Genomic DNA, 23,201 nt, shown 5'->3' with positions numbered 1-23,201 from the left:
GTTTAGTGGATTTAGTCTTTATAAACTCCCATAGCATCGTATTTTTCCATACGTTGGTTCACTAAATCTTTTGGTGATAAGTTTTTAAGCTCTTCGTAAGATTTAATAATGGCGTCTTTTACAGCAGAAAACGTCTTATCTCTATCAGTATGTGCTCCACCAAGTGGTTCTTTAATAATAGAATCGACAAGCTTCATACGTTTCATGTCTTTTGCCGTTAATTTTAAGGCTTCAGCAGCTTGTTCTTTATACTCCCAGCTTCTCCATAATATCGAAGAACAAGATTCTGGTGAAATTACAGAATACCACGTATTCTCTAACATCATAACGCGATCTCCTACTCCAATACCTAAGGCTCCTCCTGAAGCACCTTCACCTATAATTATAGTAATGATTGGTACTTTAAGACGTGCCATTTCTAAAATGTTTCTCGCAATAGCCTCACCTTGTCCTCGCTCCTCAGCTTCTAAACCTGGATAAGCACCTGGTGTATCAATTAAAGTAACGACAGGAATTCCGAATTTTTCGGCAGATTTCATAAGTCGCAATGCTTTACGATAACCTTCAGGATTAGACATTCCGAAATTACGATATTGTCTAGTTTTGGTATTAAAACCTTTTTGTTGACCAATAAACATATAAGATTGATCACCGATTTTCCCCAAACCACCAATCATTGCTTTATCGTCCTTTACATTTCGGTCTCCATGTAGTTCTAAAAACGTATCACCACATAAAGCCTTAATATGATCTAACGTATAAGGTCTGTTAGGATGACGAGACAACTGAACACGTTGCCAAGCTGTAAGATTTTTATAAATTTCTTTTTTAGTCTCCGAAAGCTTCTTTTCAATTTGTTTACAGGTTCCTGTAACATCAACATCACTTTCTTTGCCTATAATCTGACATTTATCTAATTGATCTTCTAATTCTTTTATTGGTAATTCAAACTCTAAATATTCCATACAATTTGAAATTAGTTTAATTTAGTTAGTATAGTTAGGATACAAACCTACGTATTCTTATTCTATTATATAAAGAAAAGTAGGTTCTCTTTTTCCAATTCACAAAAATAGAAATTATAAAATAAAAATCTATAAACTTTAATTGTTAATACTATTGACTTTACGTTTTTCTTCTTTTATAATTTTTGAAAATAGCGTCAAATAATACCGTTATCAAAACGAGAATAGCACCTATATAAAACTGAGGCGACATTTTTTCGGTCTCTGGAAAAAGAAACAAGGCAATGGCAATACCATATACAGGTTCTAGGTTATAGCTCAAAATGACCGTAAACGGACTAATAAAACGCATCACCTCTACAGAACCTATAAAGGCATAAGCCGTACAAATTGATGCTAGAATAAAAAGGTATATCCAATCAGAACTAGACAGTGTAAAAAATTCGGCATTAAAGGATTTACCTGATAACAATATAAAAACAGTGAGAAAAAGGACTCCACTTATAAATTCATAAAATGAAATTACGGTGGCACTATGTTTCTCAATAAAACGTCCATTAATTACGGCAAATAAAGTAGAGAAAAGTGCAGAAAACAAGCCTAAAATAATACCATTAATGTATCCCATTTCGCTACTCGTAATTAATAATACTCCGAGAATCACAATGAGTCCGAAGATTATTTCATAACCTAAAATACGTCGTTTAAAAAAGATAGGTTCTATAAAAGAAGCAAAAAAAGCCCCCGAAGAAAACATCGCTAAAGCAATAGATACATTGGCTTGATTTATGGCTTCAAAAAAGGTTATCCAATGCAGTGCTATAATGATTCCTGCTGCTGAAAATTGCCAAAATATTCTTTTTGAAATTTTTATATTTATGCGAACTATTTTAATGTAAATAAACATTAAAATTCCCGCCATGGCCATTCTATACCAAACCAATTCTAGAGCACCAATAGTAATTAACTCTCCTAGTATTGCTGTAAACCCAGCAATAATCACAAGAAAGTGTAAATGTAAATAATGCTTTAGTTTAGCGTTTGGCATTTTGTAGCAGATATATTGCTAAAATACCAAATATTACATTAGGAAACCACACCGCAATGATTGCAGGGAAATTAGACTGTTCGGCCATTACTCCAAAGACCTTATCAAAGAAAACGTAAATCATTGCAATGGCAATACCAAAAGCTAAATTCACTCCCATTCCTCCTCTACGTTTTATAGAAGACACAGATACTGCAATGATGGTAAGAATAAATATTGAAACGGGTAAACTCCATTTTTTTAATTTCACCACTTCATAACGTCCTATATTAGGTGATCCTCTTCGCTTTTCTGCTGCGATAAAATCAAGGAGTTCCCCATAAGATTTTGTTTCTGCCGCATATTCTACAGGTGTTAAATCCTCGAGTTCAAAAGGAAAATCCATTAATTTTTGATTTTCTTTTTCTACGGTTTCAATACCATTATTAAATGACCGTTTTAAATATGAAGACAGCCTATACAAGGTATCTTCTTCGATATATCGAATATTGTCTGCAAAGATTTTATATTTTAATTCGTTACCTTCAAAATGCTCATAAGTAAAGTTTAAACCCGATTTAGTCTTAGGTATAAAATTACTAACATAGATATAGTCATTATCATTAATCTGTTGGTAAACATCTCTAGTTTGCTGAACGGATTTGTTCTTTTTTAAGTACTTAAATTTAAATTCATTAAAGCCTTGACTTGCAATTGGAGCTAAATACATACCTAAAAACAAAGCGAATCCTGCTACAATAGAAGCGCCAATCATATAAGGTCTTAAAAACCGAGAAAACGACACACCAGAACTCAAAAACGCAACAATTTCTGTATTATTAGCCAGTTTGGAGGTAAACCAGATAACCGATAAGAATAAAAATAGTGGGAATAATAGATTTGCAAAATAAACTGTAAAATCTAAATAATATGCTGCTATTTCACCAAAAGGCACTTCATTCTCTAGCATTTTACCTACTTTCTCTGCTAAATCAACTGTAATTCCAATAGGAACAAACAGTAATAACATCATTAGAAATGTAAATAAATACCGCTTTAATATGTACCAATCTAATATTTTCAAGTTTGTCGTTTAGTTGTTAATGTAAAAACTATTATTCAAATTTTACAAACGGTTATCCATTTGCTTTACCATTTTTTCTTTCCAAGTTCTAAAATCACCAGCAATAATATGTTTTCTAGCCTCTCTTGTTAGCCAAAGGTAAAAACCTAAATTATGAATGGTAGCAATTTGCTTTCCTAATAATTCATTAACTGTAAATAAATGTCTTAAATACGCTTTGCTATACTCGGTATCTACAAAAGTAATTGCCATCTCATCTATTGGCGAAAAATCATTAGCCCATTTTAGATTCTTAATATTAATAGAACCATGAGCCGTAAACAACATACCGTTTCTGGCATTTCGGGTTGGCATTACACAATCAAACATATCTACACCTAACGCTATATTTTCTAAAATATTGATTGGTGTTCCTACGCCCATTAAATAACGTGGTTTGTCTTCTGGTAAGATACTACAAACTACGTCTGTCATGGCATACATTTCTTCTGCAGGTTCCCCACAGAAAGTCCTCCAATAGCATTACCTTCTGCTCCAGCATTTGCAATGTATTCTGCAGATTGTTGTCTTAAATCTTTATAAGTACTTCCTTGAACAATAGGAAAAAAAGTTTGTTCATAATCGTATTTATATGGGGTCTTTTTAAGATGTTTTAAACAACGCTCTAACCAACGATGTGTCATATGCATTGAACGTTTGGCATAGTTATAATCACAAGGATAAGGAGTACACTCATCAAAAGCCATAATAATATCGGCACCAATACTTCGCTGTACTTCCATTACATTTTCAGGTGTAAACACGTGGTAACTACCATCAATATGTGATTTAAACTTTACTCCTTCTTCCTTAATTTTTCTGTTTGAAGACATTGAGTACACTTGATACCCACCAGAATCGGTTAAAATATTACGATCCCAATTCATAAATTTATGTAAACCACCAGCTTGTTCTAAAATTGAAGTTTGTGGTCTTAAATAAAGATGATAGGTATTTCCTAAAATAATATCAGGATTAATCTCATCTTTTAACTCACGTTGATGCACTCCTTTTACAGAAGCGACTGTACCAACAGGCATAAAAATAGGAGTTTCTATAATCCCATGATCTGTTGTTATTGAACCAGCTCTTGCTTTGGTTTCTTTATCGTTTGCTACTCTTTTAAATTTCATGTGTTTGTACTTATAGTTTTTCAGAAGACACCTGTTGTTTACTATTAATCATTTGTTTAACCAATAATAATTATAGCCAGTTTGTTCCCTGAATTGTAAGTCAGATGGCAAATATAAATAACTCAAAAACATTACTTCTTAATAAAATCCAAATAATCAATTAAAATTGTTAGCAAATCATACAATTCGTTAATAAGTGCACCTTTTCAACTTTTGAAAACCCTTAGTAAAAAGTTATTTTTGTAGCATATAACTTAAGCAATATAAGATGCCAAACATTAAAGAATTAACTGATTTAACTACTCAAGTTCGTAGAGATATTTTACGAATGGTACACAAAGTAAACTCCGGTCACCCAGGTGGATCATTAGGTTGTGCCGAATTTTTTGTTTCTCTATACCAAGAGCTCATGGAAACTAAAGACGGTTTTGATATGGACGGAATTGGAGAAGATTTATTTTTTCTTTCAAACGGACACATTTCTCCTGTATATTATAGTGTATTGGCTAGATCTGGATATTTCCCTGTTGAAGAACTAAATACCTTTAGATTAATCAATTCACGTTTACAAGGCCACCCAACAACACATGAAGGCTTACCAGGAATCCGAATTGCTTCTGGTTCATTAGGCCAAGGTATGTCTGTTGCACTAGGAGCAGCACAAGCAAAAAAACTAAACCATGATGATCATTTAGTTTATAGTCTTCATGGTGATGGAGAGTTACAAGAGGGTCAAAACTGGGAAGCCATTATGTATGCTTCGGCTAAAAAAGTTGATAATCTAATTTCAACAATAGATTTAAATCATCAACAAATTGATGGTTCTACCGATGATGTTTTACCAATGGGAAGTCTAAGAGCTAAATTTGAAGCTTTTGGTTGGACCGTTTTAGATATTGAAAAAGGTAATGACATTGAAGCTGTTCTTACAGGCATGAAAGAAGCTAAATCCTTAACAGGAAAAGGAAAACCAGTTTGTGTTTTATTACATACAGTAATGGGTAATGGCGTTGATTTTATGATGCATACACACGCATGGCATGGTAAAGCACCAAACGATGAGCAACTGGCTAACGGTTTAGCTCAAAACCCCGAAACTTTAGGGGATTATTAATCCTACCCTTCCCGAAAAGAAGGAGTTAAAAAATGAATATTAATTAAAAGATACCCACTTTCGTGGGCATAGGAATGAAAACATATACATACACAGAGAAAAAAGATACAAGAAGTGGATTTGGAGCAGGTTTAGCTGAATTAGGAAGAACGAATCCTAATGTCGTTGCGCTTTGTGCTGATTTAATTGGATCTTTAAAAATGGACGAATTCATTAAAGAGAATCCTGAACGTTTTTTCCAAATTGGAATAGCAGAGGCTAACATGATGGGCATTGCTGCTGGCTTAACCATTGGTGGAAAAATCCCTTTTACAGGTACTTTTGCTAATTTCTCTACAGGTCGCGTTTATGATCAAATTCGTCAATCTATTGCTTACTCTGGTAAAAACGTAAAAATTTGTGCCTCTCACGCTGGTTTAACGTTAGGTGAAGATGGTGCTACACATCAAATATTAGAAGATATTGGATTAATGAAAATGTTACCAGGAATGGTAGTTATTAATCCATGTGATTATAACCAAACAAAAGCAGCAACCATTGCTATTGCAGAATATGATGGCCCGGTATATTTAAGATTTGGTCGTCCGTCTGTTCCAATTTTCACTCCTGCTGATCAAAAATTTGAAATTGGTAAAGCCATTAAATTTACAGAAGGTACTGATGTTACTATTGTAGCCACAGGTCACTTAGTTTGGGAAGCTTTAGAAGCATCAAAAGCATTACATGAAGCTGGTATTTCTGCCGAAGTGATTAACATTCACACTATAAAACCTTTAGATGATAAAGCTATTTTAGACTCTGTGGCTAAGACTAGTTGTATTGTTACTGCCGAAGAGCACAATTATCTTGGTGGTTTAGGCGAAAGTGTTGCTAGAGTTTTAGCACAACACCATCCAACACCTCAAGAATTTGTAGCTACAAACGATACTTTCGGAGAATCTGGAACACCAGCTCAACTTATGGATAAGTACGGTTTGAATAGTGATGCCATTCAAAATGCTGTTAAAAAAGTACTGAAAAGGAAATAATTTTGTTTTGGCATCGTTTTTGGAAGTACGAACCTAATCTTAAAAACGAACATTATGAGAAATTTGAAAAAATCAGTTATTGCAACTGTGTTTTTTGCTTTTGTTGGCTTATCAATGAATGCACAAAATGGAAGCGCATTTGGAATTAAAGGTGGTTTAAATTATAGTGCCAATGGAAAATATTTTGAATCTATAAATGCCAATGCCAAAAATCCAGATCGTAATATTGGATATCATATTGGTCTTTTTGGAAAAATAGGAAATAAACTTTACTTTAAACCAGAACTAGTTTATACGGCTACAAAAAGTGATTATAACAGCGATGTGTTTTCTATAAAGAAAATTGACGCTCCTTTATTAGTAGGTCTGAAAGTATTAGGACCCGTTAGTGTTTTTGCCGGACCATCATTACAGTATATTTTAAATACGGATTTTGAAGGTATTGATATTGACACTGTTGAAGATGATTTTTCAGTTGGTTTAAATTTCGGAATTGGACTTAACTTTAATAACCTAGGTATTGATTTAAGGTATGAACGCGGTTTTAATCATAACGAAGCTACTTTTATTGATAATAATTTAGGCTCTGGAGTGGTTAGTCGAATTGATACAAGACCAGATCAATTAATTTTAAGTCTGTCAGTAGCACTTTAAAGGAAAGAATATAAATAAAAAATAAAGCCACTCAATTTGAGTGGCTTTATTTTTTATTTATAACTAACAAATTTATTCATTATAATTAATTGTAATATTTGGATCTAAATAATCTGGTATACCATCATTATTAGAATCAGCTATTGTTACTGTTTTTATGGTAATAATACCATCAACTTCGGTTCTACTTCTTTCAAACTCGTTAGCTGCAAGTACTGGTAGCACTTCACCAAGATTAGTATTTACCGTATACGTTGTTGGAATTAATTCATCTATAGTTAAAACAAAATCCCCATCATCATCTACATCAATAAAATCAGGAGTAAAATCTCCATCCGAATCATCATTAGTGACGTCTAAATCTCCATCTATATCTTCAAGGTAAGAAGGAATACCGTCATTATCATGATCTTCAACTTCAAACTGTAATAGTTCAAATTTAAACATAAGGTTATCATACGATGTCCCCGTAGCCGTACCTGAGAAATATGCTAAACCAGAAGGTACAAACATAACTCCTAGACCAAAATCACTAAACGTAATATTGCCATTTTCATCAATTATATAATCTGAAGGCGCAGCCGCATTAAAATAAGGCATTACAAGTTGCCATGCTTTTATAACTCCACTAGAAAAACCATTGGTTTGTAAGTTAAAATCAGCAGGAGTTACGCTAGAATCAAATACTTCATCATTCCCTGCTAAAGCTTCATTTATTGAACTTCCCTCATATCTAACACGAACTATATCCGTAAATGCTGGCGAATCACCACCACCTTGATTTAAGTTTAAGATATAATAATCATAACTTGTATCTAAGTATTCTGTTGTATGAGTAGTCACAGCATCAATTAATAAAGTATGACCCTCTGGTAAAACATCACCTTCTTGTAACTCTTCAATTACAATGTCTGTGTATTTATGATCTGAACCTGTTTCAAAGAATCCTGAATTATAATAATGTGTAGACAAGTATAATAATAAAGAATCCTTATCCTTAGCTTGTTGTTCTGTTCTATCCTCTTCATAAAAAACAGCAACATCATCATCATCGTCCTTACATGAGATAACAATAGAGATTAAAGCGATTAATAAAAGACTAAATTTTAAAGTTTTAATTTTCATAGAAGTTTATATTGATCGCATCAAACCACCACAGTTTGTATACGAAGTTCATTATTGCTTATTTTTAACGCGCAAGATACAATAATATAATATTTTTGCACTACAAGATTAACGTAGTTTTTAGTAAAAAAGATATGCGAATTGATAAATATTTATGGTGTGTTCGTTATTACAAAACACGAAGTATTGCAACTAAAGCTTGTAAAAAAGGACAAGTAAAAGTTAATGGAGCCGCTGTAAAACCTTCAAGAGAAGTGTTTCCTACAGATAAAATTGAATTAAGAAAAGACCAAATCATTTACCAACTTACGGTTAATGACTTGCCTCCTAACCGTGTTGGTGCAAAACTTGTGGATATATATCGCGTAGATACCACACCCAAATCCGCTTTTGAGGCGAAGGAGTTACTACAATACAGTAAAGATTATTACAGAAAGAAAGGTACTGGACGCCCCACAAAAAAAGACAGACGTGATATTGACGACTTTTATGAAGATGACGAAGAATAGTTTCCGTAAACCCCATTTTCTAATATGAACCAAATTGATAAGACTTATTGGGAACAGCGCTACGCGTCTAACAAAACAGGTTGGAATACGGGTTATGTTTCTACTCCGCTGAAAACGTATTTTGATCAACTAAAGGATAAGTCTGTAAACATTCTAATTCCTGGTGCAGGTAATAGTTATGAAGCCGAATATTTATGGCTGCATGGTTTTAAAAACGTTTATGTCTTAGATTATGCTCAGCAACCTTTACATAATTTTAAAGAACGTGTTCCTGACTTTCCTGAAAGTCAACTTTTGAATCTAGATTTCTTTGAGTTGGATAACAAATTTGATCTAATTTTTGAAAACACCTTTTTCTGTGCTCTCCATCCTAATTTAAGATCTAACTACGCTAATCAGATGCTTCATTTATTACAACCGAATGGTAAACTTGTCGGTTTATTGTTTAATTTTAAATTGACTGATGCTGGTCCACCTTTTGGTGGGAATATTTCGGAATATCAATCCCTTTTTCAACCGCTATTTAAAATAAAAGTTCTAGAACCATCAATTAATTCCATAAAAGAAAGACAAGGTAATGAACTCTTTTTTATCTTTGAAAAAAAGAGCTAATGGCACTTACAAAAAACACCATTTTAAGTCATAAAGAAATTGAGCACAAAATAAAACGTATTGCTTATCAAATTTATGAAAGCAATGTTAATGAAACCGAGCTCATCATTGCAGGGATAGAAAGCAATGGCTATCTGCTTGCAAAAAAAATAAAGTCTAACTTAGATAAGATTTCTACCATTGAATCTACCTTGTGTAAGGTGACTATAAATAAATTAGAACCAACCGCGGCAATTACAACCTCAATACCTAAAGAAGCGTATACCAATAAGTCTATTGTACTTATTGATGATGTCTTAAACTCTGGGAGTACATTAATATATGGTATTAAACACTTTTTAGACGTACCACTCAAACAGTTTAAAACGGCAGTTTTAGTTAATCGTAATCATAAAAAATATCCCGTAAAAGCTGATTTCAAAGGTATCTCTCTTTCGACTTCTTTGTTTGAGCATGTCCATGTTAATCTTTCCAAACAACCTTATGAGGCTTATTTAGATTAAATGCACTACAAGATTTTCTAAAATTTCTTGTTTCGTTTTATGATCTGTGTTGAGTGTAAATTGTGATTTACTATAATATTGATTGCGCTCAAATAAGTGCTTACCTATAAACTCTAATAATTCAGTTTCAGAATTTAAATGACTTATTAAAGGTCGTTTTTCTCTTTCTTTGAATAATCGTTTTGTCAAAAGTGGTATGGACAACTTAATGTAAAAACTACTAACATTGGTATTATTAATTAGTATCTCCATATTATTGCCATAACAAGGTGTACCTCCACCTAGTGCTAAAACAATATTTTCTGAAGACTTTAGCACCTCCTTTAAATATTGAGCTTCTTTTCTCCTAAAGTAAATCTCTCCTTTAGTTTTAAATAATTCTGAAATTGTCCTATTTTCTTTGTTTGAAATATAATCATCTAAATCTAAAAAACTGTACTTCAACATTGTAGCTAATTCCTTACCAATAGTTGATTTTCCTGACCCCATATATCCTAATAAAACTATAATCATAACACTTATAAATTGATTATTAAACCCATAGGTTTGTTGACAACAAAAAAACGAAAAAAAAATTTAAAAAAGTGTTGTTAAATTAAAGAAAGCTTATATATTTGCACCCTCGTTAGAGAAAAGCATAAATGACCAGTTAGCTCAGTTGGCAGAGCATCTCCCTTTTAAGGAGAGGGTCCTGGGTTCGAGCCCCAGACTGGTCACTAAAAAAGTTAAGCATTATGCTTAACTTTTTTTTTGGCCAAAACTTAGGTAATCCTCCAAAAATAGAATGTTTTTTAAAAATATCGACACTACAAAACAAGAAATAGCAAATAATTAAAACCACCCCTTTACAACCCTAAAAAATTATAAAACAATCAATTACAAGTAAAAAGGAACAATTAATAAAACTTAAAACCATCATATGATAAAAAAAAATATTTTTTTTTTGAATTCTATTCTTTGTATTTGGATAAAGGTTTTATATTTGCACCCTCGTTAGAAAAACATAACGACCAGTTAGCTCAGTTGGCAGAGCATCTCCCTTTTAAGGAGAGGGTCCTGGGTTCGAGCCCCAGACTGGTCACTAAAAAAAGTTAAGCATTATGCTTAACTTTTTTTATATTTACTTCATTATTTTGCGCACGTGGCGGAATTGGTAGACGCGTCAGCTTGAGGGGCTGGTGGACATTAGTCCGTGGAAGTTCGAGTCTTCTCGTGCGCACAAATACTCAAAACCACATTTCTTTTCTTCATCAATCATTAAGCCTTAAATCAGCTTTATATTCTTTTGCAATTCTTTTTTTTTATAATTTTTGTTAATTCCAAACTTCGTATTGGTATAAACCTTATTTTTGTTTAAACATTTTCAAAAAAAAATGAACAATATTAAAGATAGGTTTAGCATTAAAGATCTTGAAAACCTTACTGGAATTAAAGCACACACTATTAGAATATGGGAAAAGCGCTATAATTTACTTGAGCCTAAGCGTACAGAAACAAATATTAGGTATTATGACCTGGCTAGTTTTCAAAAGCTTCTCAACGTAAGCTACCTTAATAATAACGGTTATAAAATTTCTAAGATTGCCACCATCGATTCTCAGAAAATCCCACAATTAGTCAGAGAAATTGCTACAGAATCTAATATGGAGAGTCATGCTATAAATGCATTTAAACTTTCCATGCTCAATTTTGATCAAGCTCTATTTTATAAGACGTATGATTCCCTTCTTAACGAAAAGGCTTTTCAAGATATCTTTTACAACATCCTCATCCCCTTTTTAACTGAGATTGGTTTATTATGGCAGACAGACACCATTACTCCTGCTCACGAACATTTTGTTTCAACACTTATACGTCAGAAAATATTAGTCAATACTGAAAAAATTCAATCCAAACAAACGCATAAATCGAATAAAACATTTGTACTCTATTTACCTGATAACGAAATACACGAGCTCGGCTTAATGTTTATTAATTATGAAATTATTAGACACGGTTATAGATCTATATTTTTAGGCCCAAGCGTTCCAATACAAAGTCTTAGAGATCTTAAAAATTATTACGATGACATTGTGTTCGTTTCTTATTTTACAGTTAAACCTGAAAAAGAGAACCTTTCAAACTACATTAACGAATTTAATGACATTCTATTAAAGAACTCTAATACAAATTTTTGGATTTTAGGAAAAATGCTAGACGCAATTGACAAAGACCAGTTACCAAAACATATCAAACCTTTTGATTCTATAAAGGCACTAATTAATGAGTTAGACAAAAATGCGTAAGACAATATCCATAATCGGTTCTGGTTTCTCAGCTTTATCAGCAGCTTGCTATTTAGCTAAAGCAGGTCATAACGTTTCCATTTACGAAAAGAACAATACTGTAGGTGGAAGAGCTAGACAGTTTAAAAAAGATGGTTTTACATTTGATATTGGCCCTAGTTGGTACTGGATGCCAGATATCTTTGAAAAATTTTTCAATGATTTTGATAAAAGCACAAGTGACTATTATCAACTTGATAAATTGAGTCCTGCCTATAAAATTTTCTTTTCTGATGACGTCATCACCATTGGAGATCATATGGATAAGATTTGTAAAGAATTTGAACGTATTGAAACTGGCAGTTCTAAACCACTTCGTAAATTTATAGCAACAGCACAAGAAAATTACGATATCGCTATAAATAAAGTGGTTTTAAAGCCTGGTCTCTCCCCTTTTGAATTGGTTACTAAAGAAACCATTACGCGCTTAGATCGCTTCTATAAAACGATTAGCCAAGACGTCCGAAAGAACTTTAAAAATCCAAAACTTATCTCAACTTTAGAATTTCCTGTTTTATTCTTAGGTGCTAAACCCAATCAAACTCCGTCATTTTATAGTTTTATGAATTTTGCTGATTTTGGTTTAGGAACATGGCATCCCAAAGGAGGTATGTACGAAATCGTTAAAGCCATGAAAAGTTTAGCTGAAAGCTTAGGTGTATCGATTCACACAAACAGTAATGTTGAAAAAATAAGTGTAGAAAACAAAAACGCTAAAAGCATAACCGTTAATAACGACATTATATATTCAGACATTATTTTAAGTGGAGCGGATTACCATCATTCTGAAACACTTTTAGATGAGCAACACAGACAATACAGTGAATCGTATTGGAAAAGCAAAACCTTTGCTCCTTCCTCTCTACTCTTTTATGTTGGTTTTAATCAGAAGCTTAAACACTTAGAACATCACAATTTATTCTTTGATACCGATTTTGAAAATCATGCCGAAGAAATATATGACGATCCAAAATGGCCTAAAAATCCATTATTTTATGCTAACTTTCCTTCTGTAACAGATGCAAGTATGGCGCCAGAAAATTGTGAAACTGGTTTTTTTCTAATTCCAATTGCTCCAGGACTTGAAGATACACCAGAATTACGACAGCAATATTTCGATCTTATTATGAAGCGTTTTGAAGAAAGAACACAACAGCAAGTTACAGAACATATCCTTTTTAAAGCATCGTATTGTGTTAATGATTTTATTAAAGATTACAATTCTTATAAAGGAAATGCCTATGGTATGGCTAACACCTTAATGCAAACCGCTTTTTTAAGACCTAAATTAAAAAGTAAAAAAGTAAACGGACTCTATTTCACAGGACAACTTACCGTTCCTGGACCAGGAGTTCCACCAGCCTTAATTTCAGGAAAGCTTGTTGCAGAACTGATTGAAAAAAACGAAGTTTAACAGCAAAGATAATCACCATATGAAATTAATTTTTGACAACATATCTCATACCTGTAGCAAAGCAGTAACTAATGCCTACAGCACCTCATTCTCTTTGGCTACCAAAATGCTTTCCCACAGTATAAGGCAAGACATTTACAATATTTATGGTTTTGTAAGATTCGCTGACGAAATTGTAGATTCATTTCATGATTATGATAAAGAAAAACTCTTTAACATGTTTGAAACCGATCTTGAAGCTGCTTTACACCACAAGATTAGTCTCAATCCGATTCTTAATTCATTTCAAGAAACTTATCACAATTACGGAATCGATAAGCATCTTGTAGATTCTTTTATGAACAGTATGCGATTATATTTCATAAGAAAGACTATTTAACTGATGAAGAATACAAAAAATACATTTATGGCTCGGCAGATGTGGTTGGCTTAATGTGCCTTAAAGTTTTTGTTAAAGGAGACAACGCTAAATATGATGATCTAAAAGCTTCAGCAATGAGTTTAGGTTCTGCTTTTCAGAAAGTAAATTTTTTACGTGATCTAAAAGCTGACTTTGAAGGTTTAGATCGAACTTATTTTCCAAATACCGATTTAAATCAATTAGATGAAGCTTCAAAAAAAGCCATTATCTCAGATATTGAAACTGACTTTAAAAATGGTTTAGAAGGCATAAAACGCTTACCACTAGAAGCTAAGTTTGGGGTTTTTATGGCCTATCGTTATTACAACAAACTATTAGAAAAACTAAAAAAAACACCAGCATTACAAATAAAATCAACAAGGATTAGAGTGCCAAACTATCGAAAGATAGAATTATTGACTAGAAGCTACGTTAAATATCAACTCAATTTACTTTAAATAGTTATGCAAACGTTTTATTGGATATTAATCTTTTTTGGAACATTCTTTATCATGGAATTTAATGCGTGGTTTACCCATAAGTACATCATGCACGGCTTTTTATGGAATTTACACAAAGATCATCATCACAAAGACCACGATAGTTGGTTTGAGCGAAATGACGCCTTTTTTATTTTCTATGCCTTAGTGAGTATAACCTGTTTTTACCTTTGGAGTTACGAAAACGTTTGGTATACACTTCCTATTGGCTTAGGTATTTTAGCTTATGGCATTGCTTATTTTATCGTTCATGATATTTTTATACACCAACGTTTTAAATGGCTTAGAAATATTGATAACAAATATGCTAGAGGCCTGAGACGTGCTCATAAAATTCATCATAAGCATCTAGGAAAGCACAAAGGTGAGAACTTTGGAATGTTAATAGTACCTTTTAAATATTTTAAATAGCTTATTCGGAAAGTAGTTCATCAAGTTGTTTTCTAACTGTAGGACTATTCCAATTTACCGCACCAGACTCGTCAATAACAATTTCACTAGTCTTGTTTAATATAAACGTTCTCGGTATAGAATGTGCCCTTAAATTTTCTGGAACTTCACTTAGCGGTGTAAATACTTCAAATGTAAAATCTCGTTTTGTTTTAAAGGTTTCTACGGTGTCAAAGTCATCATTAGTAACAAACAGAAATATAACTTTATCACCATAATCCTTATATAATTCTTGAAGACTAGGCATTTCTGCAATACATGGAGGGCACCATGTTGCCCAAAAGTTGATTAATACAACTTTACCTTTTGTGGCGTTAAAATCGAATTTTTTACCTGAATCAGAAACTAAGTTCCAATTTAAATTATTAATGGTCTTTCGTTGGTCTTTATCTATAAAGCTTGATTTATTGATATAGCTAAATCCTTTATGAAAAAAAACCTGAATTGGCTGCCTTGTTTGCGGAATCACAAACAAACTAATTAGCAAAATAGCTATAACATTATAAATTCTATTCTTAGTCATTTTAGCTTCAGTCATAAAATAAGTCTATTAAAAAAGCGTAATATGAAAATTCATATTACGCTTCAAATTTAACAAAATAAACAACAGTATTAATTTCTTGTTACCGAACCTGAAATAACAGCAGTTGGTCCTACTCCCATCGGAATAGTTGTATGCACTGCAGCATCACTAGGAACGACATGCACCAATGGCTTTAATGTAAAAGGCGTTGGACTATTATCTGGACTAGGCTCAACTGATATAACAATTGTAGCTCCTCTTAAATCTGTTGGAAATGTTATTCCTGCTGGTGCATTTTGCAAATAATCTTCTCCAGGAAAACCGGGTCCATTTCCTGCATCTCCTTTAAAAACAGACGTTGTAGCATTTTCGTCTGCTCCAATAGCACTAGTAAATGTTCCTGTACTAATCGGTATCCCGTTTAAAACAGCCCATCCTTCATATTTCCAACCATCAGTTAAAGTTGGTAAATTTAAGCCTGCAACAGCAGTTCCACTAGAATTATCTAAAAACCAAACTCCACTTTCTTCATTAGTATCATCAACATCTGTTGGTGTTGCTAAAATGTAACTCCCAGTAGCTGTTCCAAAATTCGCCACTATACCGTTAGAATCCACATTAGCCAAAGCACCTGAAAAATCACCTGCTAAAATTTTTGTTGCTGCTGGTAAAGGATCAGAATCTACTGCAGGTTCAATAGACAATACAAATGTCGTTGCCATAGCTAACTGTTCTGAATTTACATTAAATGTTTGAGGAAAATCTACACTACTAAATGTTCCTGTAGATACTGGAGATCCATCTACAATAATCCATCCTTCATAAACAAAATCATCACCTAACGCTTCTAAACCATCAAGGTTGAGGGTTAAATTTGAATTTACTGAGCTTGTGTTATCATCATCACTACTACACGAACTGGCAAAAATCCCTAATGCCAATACCGCTAAAATCATTTTTTTCTTCATTGCTTTTTTAATTTTAAAATTATATTTCAAAATTAAACGACCACAACCTCTTTAAATGTTAGATAGCTAACACTATGCTGATTTTTTTAAGATTCTTATTTCTTTTCTGTTAAAATCCAAGTAATTTTCATCTTTTAGCTCATTAAGCAGAATATTTATTGTTGGTCTTGAGGTACCTATAAGCGAAGCAATATCTTTTTGAGTATAGGGATGCTTAATAACATAATCTCCGGTTTTGTCACAGTCGTAACCAAAATCTACACAAAGTTCATCTAGAAATTCAATTAAGCGTGTTTTAGTATCTTTAAACAATAACAATTGTAACCTACGCTCTAATTTTTTAAACTTTAAACCAATGAATTTATAGACTTTAAAACTAAAATTTTGATTGTCTCTCATTAAATCGTGCATGGTATCAACACTTATAGGACATATAGAAGTTTCGTTATCTATGGACTGTGCAAATTCATCGCGCTTTTCATCTCCTAAAATAGCTTTTTCACCAAATAATTCTCCCTTTGTAAGAATGGCTTTTACGATTTCATTTCCATCTTCGCTATAATAGCCAATTTTAACTTTTCCATCTTCAATTAAATAGACTTTGTTGGCCGCATCTGCTTGAATATATATGTAGTCCTTCTTTTTGTAAGAACAAAAACTGTGTTCATTTTTATAAATTTTAACTTTATGAGGACAAAGCACCTTAAAAAGGTTAACATTGTCAAAGAACCACAGTGACTGCATTAGTAAGTGAATTTGTTAGATGGCTTTATAGTCGAAAAAAAACAATCATCCTAACATAAAAAAGCCCTTGATTTCTCAAAGGCTTTACTTTTATAAAAACGTTAGAGATTACTCTTTAATAACCTTTTTTGAGCCCCATTGTCCTTTATCATCTTTAGCTTTCACGAAATAAACACCATTTTCTAAAGACGATAGATTGAGTTCTAGTGTTAAAACGTATTGTTCCTTTTGCGTTAATACTATCTTTCCTAAAATATCAAAAACAATAACTTCAACGTTTGATTGTTCTGAACTAAAACTCAAACTCACAACATCTTTTAAAGGATTTGGAAATAGTACATATTGATAATTAAGACTATTTTCTGTTAAACTTAGAGGAGCTACAAATTCAGTATTAAAAGTATTTGTTATTACTGGTGCATTAAAATCGAATACAATACTTGCTGTATTTGGTACAATATCACCAATTTCATAACCAGCTAATGGCTTTATCTTATAGTATACAAATCCATGACTATTAGGTTCGTCAGTAGTTTCATCGGCCAAATTAATATTATTGAATTGCCACGTTAAGGCATCAAAATCGCGTTCAACTGCGTACGAATGACTTGCGCTTAACATTTGAAATGTAGTTTTATCTAACTTTGGATCTAAAACATTTTCTATGGTTACATTTATTGCACTAGCCGTACCCACATTTTGAAACCTAATCGTGTAATATAAATAATCGTCTTCCGTGAAACTAACGTGTTCAATTTCTGGTCCATGAGACTCGTTAATATCATTAGGATCATAAGAACCTATAATGATTTCCGATAAACTAGAGGTGTTGTTTTCAACGACCACATCACTGGAAGATGTTGTATACTCTGCAACATTAGTAATCATATCTCCTAAATTCGCAGAAGTGGAGACCAATAAATCAATATCAATGACTTCACTTTCGCCTGGCAGTAAATCCACAAAATCTAAAGTAAACCCAGTTGTAGTTGGTGTAATGGTATTTCCTGCACTCAATCCTGTTGACCCTGTATATTCTACTATATCATCTTTAGCAAATTCTATAGAACCAGAACTTACCGTTGACTCTCCATTATTTTTTACAATTAGCATATTTCTATATGTAAATCCTGGTCTAGGAGCTGACCAATAGGATAGCAAATTCACTGAAATATCATCACAAGTATCTTGTACTATTAAATTCATCTGTGAAATTTGAACACATTCTGAGTTTATACTGCTCTCTACTCTCACATAGATTACCTCGTTACTCCCTATATAATTATTAGGAGATGAAATGGGATTGGTATTAGTATCTGCATCAACTAAAGTATTATAATAACTTATATTATACTGATATGTACTTAAGCCAGATAACACTAAACTATTTCTACTCGTTAAATTAAAAGCACCAATGCCATCAGTAGCAGAGCCACTTGTAGTATCACAAACGATATAATCTAATTCCGTATTCGGTGTTGGTTCAGAAATTGATAATAATTGAAATTGGATAATACTTTGAGATGGATCGCAATTAAAATTAACGTTACTTGGATCATAGACTCTAGCATAAATAGTTTGATTAGGCGACAATGCCGTATAAGTAGAAGCATTCGCTATTTGGTTACTTAAATTACTAGCATCATTATAGCTTTCAAAATAGCCTACTGTTGCTAGTTGACCTCCTAAAATTTGATTATCATTACTTGTTAAATCAAATACATTATTTGCGGAATCAGTAGAGCAATCACCCATATTAGGAACCAAGTTAGGCAATAAATTCGGAATTTCAGTAAAAACCTCTAGAGGAATAATATCTACACATAAACCATTATTTTCTTCAATACGTAGATATAATATAGCTACGTAGTCATATAAACTATAATAAAAAATATTGTTATCATTACCCAGAATAGCGCCACTCTCAGTATGATAATATTTAGTTGTTATATTAGAAGCGCTAGATAAATAGTTATAGCTCTGCAAATCATGAATAAAAAAATCATTACACTGAACAAATTCATCGTTGTTATTGTATAGATAGTCACTCTTTAAGATTTCAACCCAACCAATACGATTGCTATTGTCTGATAATGTGGCTACCACCTTGTAAAACCCAAGTCCATTGCTGTTTCCAGTGATTGTTAGTAAAGGATTCGTTGCTCCAACAATTTCTTCATTTGCAGAACTAAATGAGAATCCGTAATACCATTGATAGGTAATATTTGTATCAGTCGTATTTATTACAGTTCCATCAAGCTCAAGAGAACCAGTATCACACAAATATAAACTAGGTGGCAAATCGATGGTTTGTGCAAAAATTGCATTGGTTTGCAACAACAAGATGACACTTAAAAAGAGTAGTCTTTTTTTCATAAGATTGAATTATAAGAACGAATATACTCTTTTTAATTTAGTACCATTCCTTTATGAATTGGCATAAAAAAATCCGTTAGAAATTCTAACGGATTTTTTTTAATTATAAATTAACAACTAAGCGTTGTTTTCTTTCTTAATTAAGTTTAAAGCAGAACCTTCGTTATACCAATCAATCTGTGCATCATTGTACGTATGGTTTAAAGCAATTACGTCTTTAGTTCCATCTGCATGTACAACTTCGAGATGTAATTGTTTATCTGGTGCAAACTCATTTAAATCGATAAAGTTGAAGGTATCATCTTCTTGAATTAAATCGTAATCTGATTCATTAGCAAATGTTAAACCTAACATACCTTGTTTTTTAAGATTTGTTTCGTGAATACGCGCAAAAGATTTTACAATTACAGCAACGACACCTAAATGTCTTGGCTCCATAGCCGCATGTTCTCTTGAAGAACCTTCACCATAATTGTGATCACCTACTACAATTGATTTTACTCCTGCAGCTTTATAAGCTCTTGCTGTATCTGGAACACCACCAAACTCACCTGTTAATTGATTTTTAACAAAATTGGTTTTCTTTCCAAATGCATTAACAGCACCAATCAAACAGTTATTAGAAATATTATCTAAATGTCCTCTAAAACGTAACCATGGTCCAGCCATAGAAATATGATCAGTAGTACATTTTCCAAAAGCTTTTATTAATAACTTAGCTCCATTAATTTCATTTCCTATAGGTTCGAAAGGAGTAAGTAATTGTAGGCGCTCAGATGTTGGACTCACTGATACTTCTACTCCACTACCATCTGCAACTGGGGCTAAATACCCATTCTCTTTAACTTCAAAACCTTTAGGAGGTAATTCCCATCCTGTTGGTTCTTCAAACATAACTTCTTCACCATTTTCATTTATCAATTTATCCTTTAACGGATTAAAATCTAAACGACCTGCAATAGCAATCGCAGCTGTTAATTCTGGTGAAGCAACAAAAGCATGTGTATTAGGGTTTCCATCTGCACGCTTAGCAAAGTTTCTATTAAAAGAATGTACAATACTATTTTTTGGTGCATTTTTAGGATCACTATATCTTGCCCATTGACCAATACATGGTCCACAAGCATTAGTAAAGATTTTAGCATCTAATTTTTCAAAGATCCCTAAAATACCATCACGTTCAGCAGTATAACGCACTTGTTCAGAACCTGGATTAATTCCTAATTCAGCTTTCATTTTTAAGCCTTTATCTAAAGCTTGTTGTGCTATAGACGAAGCCCTAGACAAGTCTTCATAAGATGAATTGGTACAAGAACCGATAAGTCCCCATTCTACCTGAAGAGGCCATTCGTTTGCAGTCGCTTTTTCAGTCATTGCAGCACCTACTTCTGTAGATAAATCTGGAGTAAAAGGTCCATTTAATAAAGGTCCTAATTCAGAAAGATTAATTTCAATAACTTGATCAAAATACTGCTCTGGATTAACGTACACATCTGCATCTGCAGTTAAGTATGCTCTAATTTTGTTTGCCTCATCAGCAACGTCTGCTCTATCAGTAGCACGTAAATAACGCTCCATAGAATCATCGTAACCAAATGTTGATGTTGTTGCACCAATCTCAGCTCCCATATTACAGATTGTCCCTTTACCTGTACAAGACATAGACGTTGCACCAGGACCAAAATATTCTACGATAGCTCCTGTTCCACCTTTAACCGTAAGAATTTGAGCCACTTTTAAAATGACATCTTTTGGTGCTGTCCAACCCGAAAGTTTTCCTGTTAATTTTACACCAATTAATTTAGGGAATTTAAGTTCCCAAGCCATTCCAGCCATGACATCCACAGCATCAGCACCACCTACTCCAATGGCAACCATACCTAATCCACCTGCATTTACTGTATGTGAATCGGTACCAATCATCATTCCACCAGGAAATGCATAATTTTCTAAAACTACTTGGTGTATAATCCCAGCTCCAGGTTTCCAGAAACCAATACCATACTTATTAGAAACAGATTCCAAGAAATTAAATACTTCACTACTTGTTTGATTAGCGTGCTTTAAATCTGTTGCAGCACCATCTTTCGCTTGAATTAAGTGATCACAATGTACGGTTGTTGGTACTGCCACTTTTGGTTTTCCCGCTTGCATAAATTGCAATAACGCCATTTGTGCAGTTGCATCTTGACAAGCGACACGGTCTGGAGCGAAATCTACATAATCCTTTCCTCTTGTAAAAGCCTTATTCGGTTTTCCATCCCACAAATGTGAGTATAATATTTTTTCTGAAAGTGTTAATGGTTTTCCAACAATTTCTCTAGCAGCATCAACGCGCTCAGTCATGTTAGTATAAACCTTTTTAATCATATCGATGTCAAAAGCCATATAGTTTATTTAAGGTTGATAATTCATTTATTTGTATCACAAATTTACGAATTATAAAGGGTTTTTAAAAATATGTAACAAAATTGGGTTTTTGTTGAATAAAATACGGATTCGGTACAATTTACTATAGATTCAATATGTTTTATTGTAATAAAATACATATTTAATAATTCTATAGTGTGATAAATATCAAATTAGCAATTACGCTTATTTAGAATAATTATGAATTCTTTTATTAGATGTGACTATCAGGCAATAATCTCTTCGTAATAAAAGCATTATTATACTCAAAAGACGAAATATACAGCCCTATTAATTTGGCCTCAGTAAGGAGACCTTTTAAAGTAGATTATGAGAACTATTAGAACAAGCTTTGAATAATTTTCTCATCAGTAATACCTTCTGCTTCGGCTTTGTAGTTTTTAATAATCCTATGTCTTAAAATTCCAGTTGCTACTGCTTGAATATTTTCAATATCTGGTGAAAACTTACCGGTTGTAGCCGCATGCGTTTTAGCTGCTAAAATTAAATTTTGAGACGCTCGAGGCCCAGCTCCCCAATCTACAAACTCTTTAACAATTTCTGCTGCTGAATCTGCTTTAGGTCTAGTTTTAGCGACTAAGGACACGGCATATTCAATAACATTATCTGCTACAGGAATACGACGAATCACATTTTGAAAATCAATAATTTCTTGGGCAGTAAATAATGAATTAACCGTTATCTTAACATCTGTTGTTGTAGCTTTTACAACATCAACTTCTTCTTGAAACGAAGGGTATTCTAAATTAATAGCAAACATAAAACGGTCTAATTGCGCTTCTGGCAAAGGATAGGTTCCTTCTTGTTCTATTGGGTTTTGAGTTGCCAACACAAAATAGGGTAAACTTAATTTGTACTGATGCCCTGCAACCGTAACCGAGCGCTCTTGCATTGCCTCTAATAAAGCCGCTTGTGTTTTTGGAGGAGTACGGTTAATCTCATCTGCTAATACAATATTAGAAAAGATTGGTCCTTTTATGAATTTAAATTGTCTATTTTCATCTAAGATTTCACTACCTAAAATATCACTCGGCATTAAATCTGGAGTAAACTGAATACGTTTAAAATCTAAACCTAAGGCCTGTGCAATAGTATTAACCATCAACGTTTTTGCCAAGCCAGGAACACCTATTAAAAGTGAATGACCTCCTGAAAAAATAGAAATTAATATTTGATTTACAACGTCATCCTGACCAATAATGACTTTAGAAATTTCTTGTTTTAGTGCAGCATATTTTTTAACAAAATTTTCAATTATTGCAACATCAGACATACTTTA

At 32.9% G+C, this 23,201-nt stretch carries 20 protein-coding genes, 3 tRNA genes and 2 pseudogenes; 13 read left to right on the top strand and 12 right to left on the bottom strand.

Annotation, left to right across the window (positions count from 1 at the left end):
• Nucleotides 1-11: 11 nt before the first annotated feature.
• The 4 genes and pseudogenes from ACXGSQ_RS10620 to tgt form a co-directional block, all read right to left on the bottom strand.
• Entirely contained in the window at nt 12-965 is a 954-nt protein-coding gene (locus tag ACXGSQ_RS10620) for an acetyl-CoA carboxylase carboxyltransferase subunit alpha (protein WP_458626174.1), read from the bottom strand.
• 160 nt (nt 966-1,125) lie between these two features.
• Entirely contained in the window at nt 1,126-2,013 is an 888-nt protein-coding gene (locus ACXGSQ_RS10615) for a DMT family transporter (RefSeq protein ID WP_458626173.1), read from the bottom strand.
• A complete protein-coding gene (locus ACXGSQ_RS10610; RefSeq protein ID WP_458629346.1) occupies nt 2,000-3,022 on the bottom strand; it encodes an LptF/LptG family permease in 1,023 nt (340 codons plus the stop codon). The genes ACXGSQ_RS10615 and ACXGSQ_RS10610 overlap by 14 nt, the downstream gene beginning before the upstream one ends.
• Before the next feature lie 96 nt (nt 3,023-3,118).
• Nucleotides 3,119-4,248: pseudogene (gene tgt, locus ACXGSQ_RS10605) on the bottom strand (tRNA guanosine(34) transglycosylase Tgt).
• A gap of 268 nt (nt 4,249-4,516) precedes the next feature.
• Here tgt and ACXGSQ_RS10600 point away from each other — a divergent pair.
• From ACXGSQ_RS10600 to ACXGSQ_RS10590, 3 genes are all read left to right on the top strand, one after another.
• Nucleotides 4,517-5,362, top strand: a complete 846-nt coding sequence (locus ACXGSQ_RS10600) for a transketolase (RefSeq protein WP_458626172.1) — start codon at nt 4,517-4,519, stop codon at nt 5,360-5,362.
• Between the two features lie 74 nt (nt 5,363-5,436).
• Nucleotides 5,437-6,390, top strand: a complete 954-nt coding sequence (locus tag ACXGSQ_RS10595) for a transketolase family protein (RefSeq protein WP_458626171.1) — start codon at nt 5,437-5,439, stop codon at nt 6,388-6,390.
• A 54-nt stretch (nt 6,391-6,444) separates the two neighbouring features.
• Entirely contained in the window at nt 6,445-7,044 is a 600-nt protein-coding gene (locus ACXGSQ_RS10590) for an outer membrane beta-barrel protein (RefSeq protein WP_458626170.1), read from the top strand.
• Between the two features lie 72 nt (nt 7,045-7,116).
• Here ACXGSQ_RS10590 and ACXGSQ_RS10585 read toward each other — a convergent pair whose 3' ends face one another.
• Nucleotides 7,117-8,169 (bottom strand): FKBP-type peptidyl-prolyl cis-trans isomerase, encoded by a 1,053-nt coding sequence (locus ACXGSQ_RS10585; RefSeq protein WP_458626169.1) that lies wholly within the window; start codon nt 8,167-8,169, stop codon nt 7,117-7,119.
• Nucleotides 8,170-8,303: 134 nt separating this feature from the next.
• Here ACXGSQ_RS10585 and ACXGSQ_RS10580 point away from each other — a divergent pair, with 134 nt between their 5' ends.
• Genes ACXGSQ_RS10580 through ACXGSQ_RS10570 form a run of 3 tightly spaced genes read left to right on the top strand, consistent with a single transcriptional unit; the run spans nt 8,304 to nt 9,793 of the window.
• Nucleotides 8,304-8,678, top strand: coding sequence for an RNA-binding S4 domain-containing protein (locus tag ACXGSQ_RS10580; protein WP_458626168.1), 375 nt, complete (start codon nt 8,304-8,306; stop codon nt 8,676-8,678).
• Nucleotides 8,679-8,702: 24 nt separating this feature from the next.
• Nucleotides 8,703-9,290, top strand: coding sequence for a methyltransferase domain-containing protein (locus tag ACXGSQ_RS10575; protein ID WP_458626167.1), 588 nt, complete (start codon nt 8,703-8,705; stop codon nt 9,288-9,290).
• Entirely contained in the window at nt 9,290-9,793 is a 504-nt protein-coding gene (locus ACXGSQ_RS10570; protein ID WP_458626166.1) for a phosphoribosyltransferase family protein, read from the top strand. Before ACXGSQ_RS10575 ends, ACXGSQ_RS10570 begins: the two co-directional genes overlap by 1 nt.
• Here ACXGSQ_RS10570 and ACXGSQ_RS10565 read toward each other — a convergent pair.
• Nucleotides 9,785-10,306, bottom strand: a complete 522-nt coding sequence (locus ACXGSQ_RS10565) for a shikimate kinase (RefSeq protein ID WP_458626165.1) — start codon at nt 10,304-10,306, stop codon at nt 9,785-9,787. The two genes, ACXGSQ_RS10570 and ACXGSQ_RS10565, sit on opposite strands and share 9 nt — an antisense overlap.
• Nucleotides 10,307-10,436: 130 nt before the next feature.
• Between ACXGSQ_RS10565 and ACXGSQ_RS10560 the strand changes: the two genes are divergently transcribed.
• From ACXGSQ_RS10560 to ACXGSQ_RS10530, 7 genes and pseudogenes are all read left to right on the top strand, one after another.
• Nucleotides 10,437-10,509, top strand: a tRNA-Lys gene (locus tag ACXGSQ_RS10560).
• Between the two features lie 292 nt (nt 10,510-10,801).
• Nucleotides 10,802-10,874, top strand: a tRNA-Lys gene (locus ACXGSQ_RS10555).
• 54 nt (nt 10,875-10,928) lie between these two features.
• A tRNA-Leu gene (locus ACXGSQ_RS10550) sits at nt 10,929-11,012 on the top strand.
• A 154-nt stretch (nt 11,013-11,166) separates the two neighbouring features.
• Nucleotides 11,167-12,078, top strand: a complete 912-nt coding sequence (locus ACXGSQ_RS10545; protein WP_458626164.1) for a MerR family transcriptional regulator — start codon at nt 11,167-11,169, stop codon at nt 12,076-12,078.
• Complete coding sequence (locus ACXGSQ_RS10540; RefSeq protein WP_458626163.1) at nt 12,071-13,531, top strand: phytoene desaturase family protein; 1,461 nt, start codon at nt 12,071-12,073, stop codon at nt 13,529-13,531. Before ACXGSQ_RS10545 ends, ACXGSQ_RS10540 begins: the two co-directional genes overlap by 8 nt.
• Before the next feature lie 19 nt (nt 13,532-13,550).
• Nucleotides 13,551-14,389, top strand: a pseudogene (locus ACXGSQ_RS10535) (phytoene/squalene synthase family protein).
• A gap of 6 nt (nt 14,390-14,395) precedes the next feature.
• Entirely contained in the window at nt 14,396-14,842 is a 447-nt protein-coding gene (locus ACXGSQ_RS10530; protein WP_458626162.1) for a sterol desaturase family protein, read from the top strand.
• 1 nt (nt 14,843) lies between these two features.
• Here ACXGSQ_RS10530 and ACXGSQ_RS10525 read toward each other — a convergent pair whose 3' ends face one another.
• The 6 genes from ACXGSQ_RS10525 to ACXGSQ_RS10500 form a co-directional block, all read right to left on the bottom strand.
• Entirely contained in the window at nt 14,844-15,419 is a 576-nt protein-coding gene (locus tag ACXGSQ_RS10525; RefSeq protein WP_458626161.1) for a TlpA family protein disulfide reductase, read from the bottom strand.
• Between the two features lie 74 nt (nt 15,420-15,493).
• Entirely contained in the window at nt 15,494-16,372 is an 879-nt protein-coding gene (locus ACXGSQ_RS10520) for an anti-sigma factor (RefSeq protein WP_458626160.1), read from the bottom strand.
• 72 nt (nt 16,373-16,444) lie between these two features.
• Entirely contained in the window at nt 16,445-17,116 is a 672-nt protein-coding gene (locus tag ACXGSQ_RS10515; RefSeq protein ID WP_458626159.1) for a Crp/Fnr family transcriptional regulator, read from the bottom strand.
• A gap of 108 nt (nt 17,117-17,224) precedes the next feature.
• Nucleotides 17,225-19,492, bottom strand: coding sequence for a T9SS type A sorting domain-containing protein (locus ACXGSQ_RS10510; protein WP_458626158.1), 2,268 nt, complete (start codon nt 19,490-19,492; stop codon nt 17,225-17,227).
• Between the two features lie 117 nt (nt 19,493-19,609).
• Entirely contained in the window at nt 19,610-21,880 is a 2,271-nt protein-coding gene (locus ACXGSQ_RS10505; RefSeq protein ID WP_458626157.1) for an aconitate hydratase, read from the bottom strand.
• A gap of 361 nt (nt 21,881-22,241) precedes the next feature.
• Nucleotides 22,242-23,195: an AAA family ATPase gene (locus tag ACXGSQ_RS10500; protein WP_458626156.1), complete on the bottom strand. Its 954-nt coding sequence runs from the start codon at nt 23,193-23,195 to the stop codon at nt 22,242-22,244.
• Between the last annotated feature and the right edge of the window lie 6 nt (nt 23,196-23,201).

It is taken from the genome of Winogradskyella sp. PC D3.3 (assembly GCF_054366245.1).
Note: the sequence above shows the minus strand (reverse complement) of the source record. Positions and strands in the feature narration are given on the sequence as shown.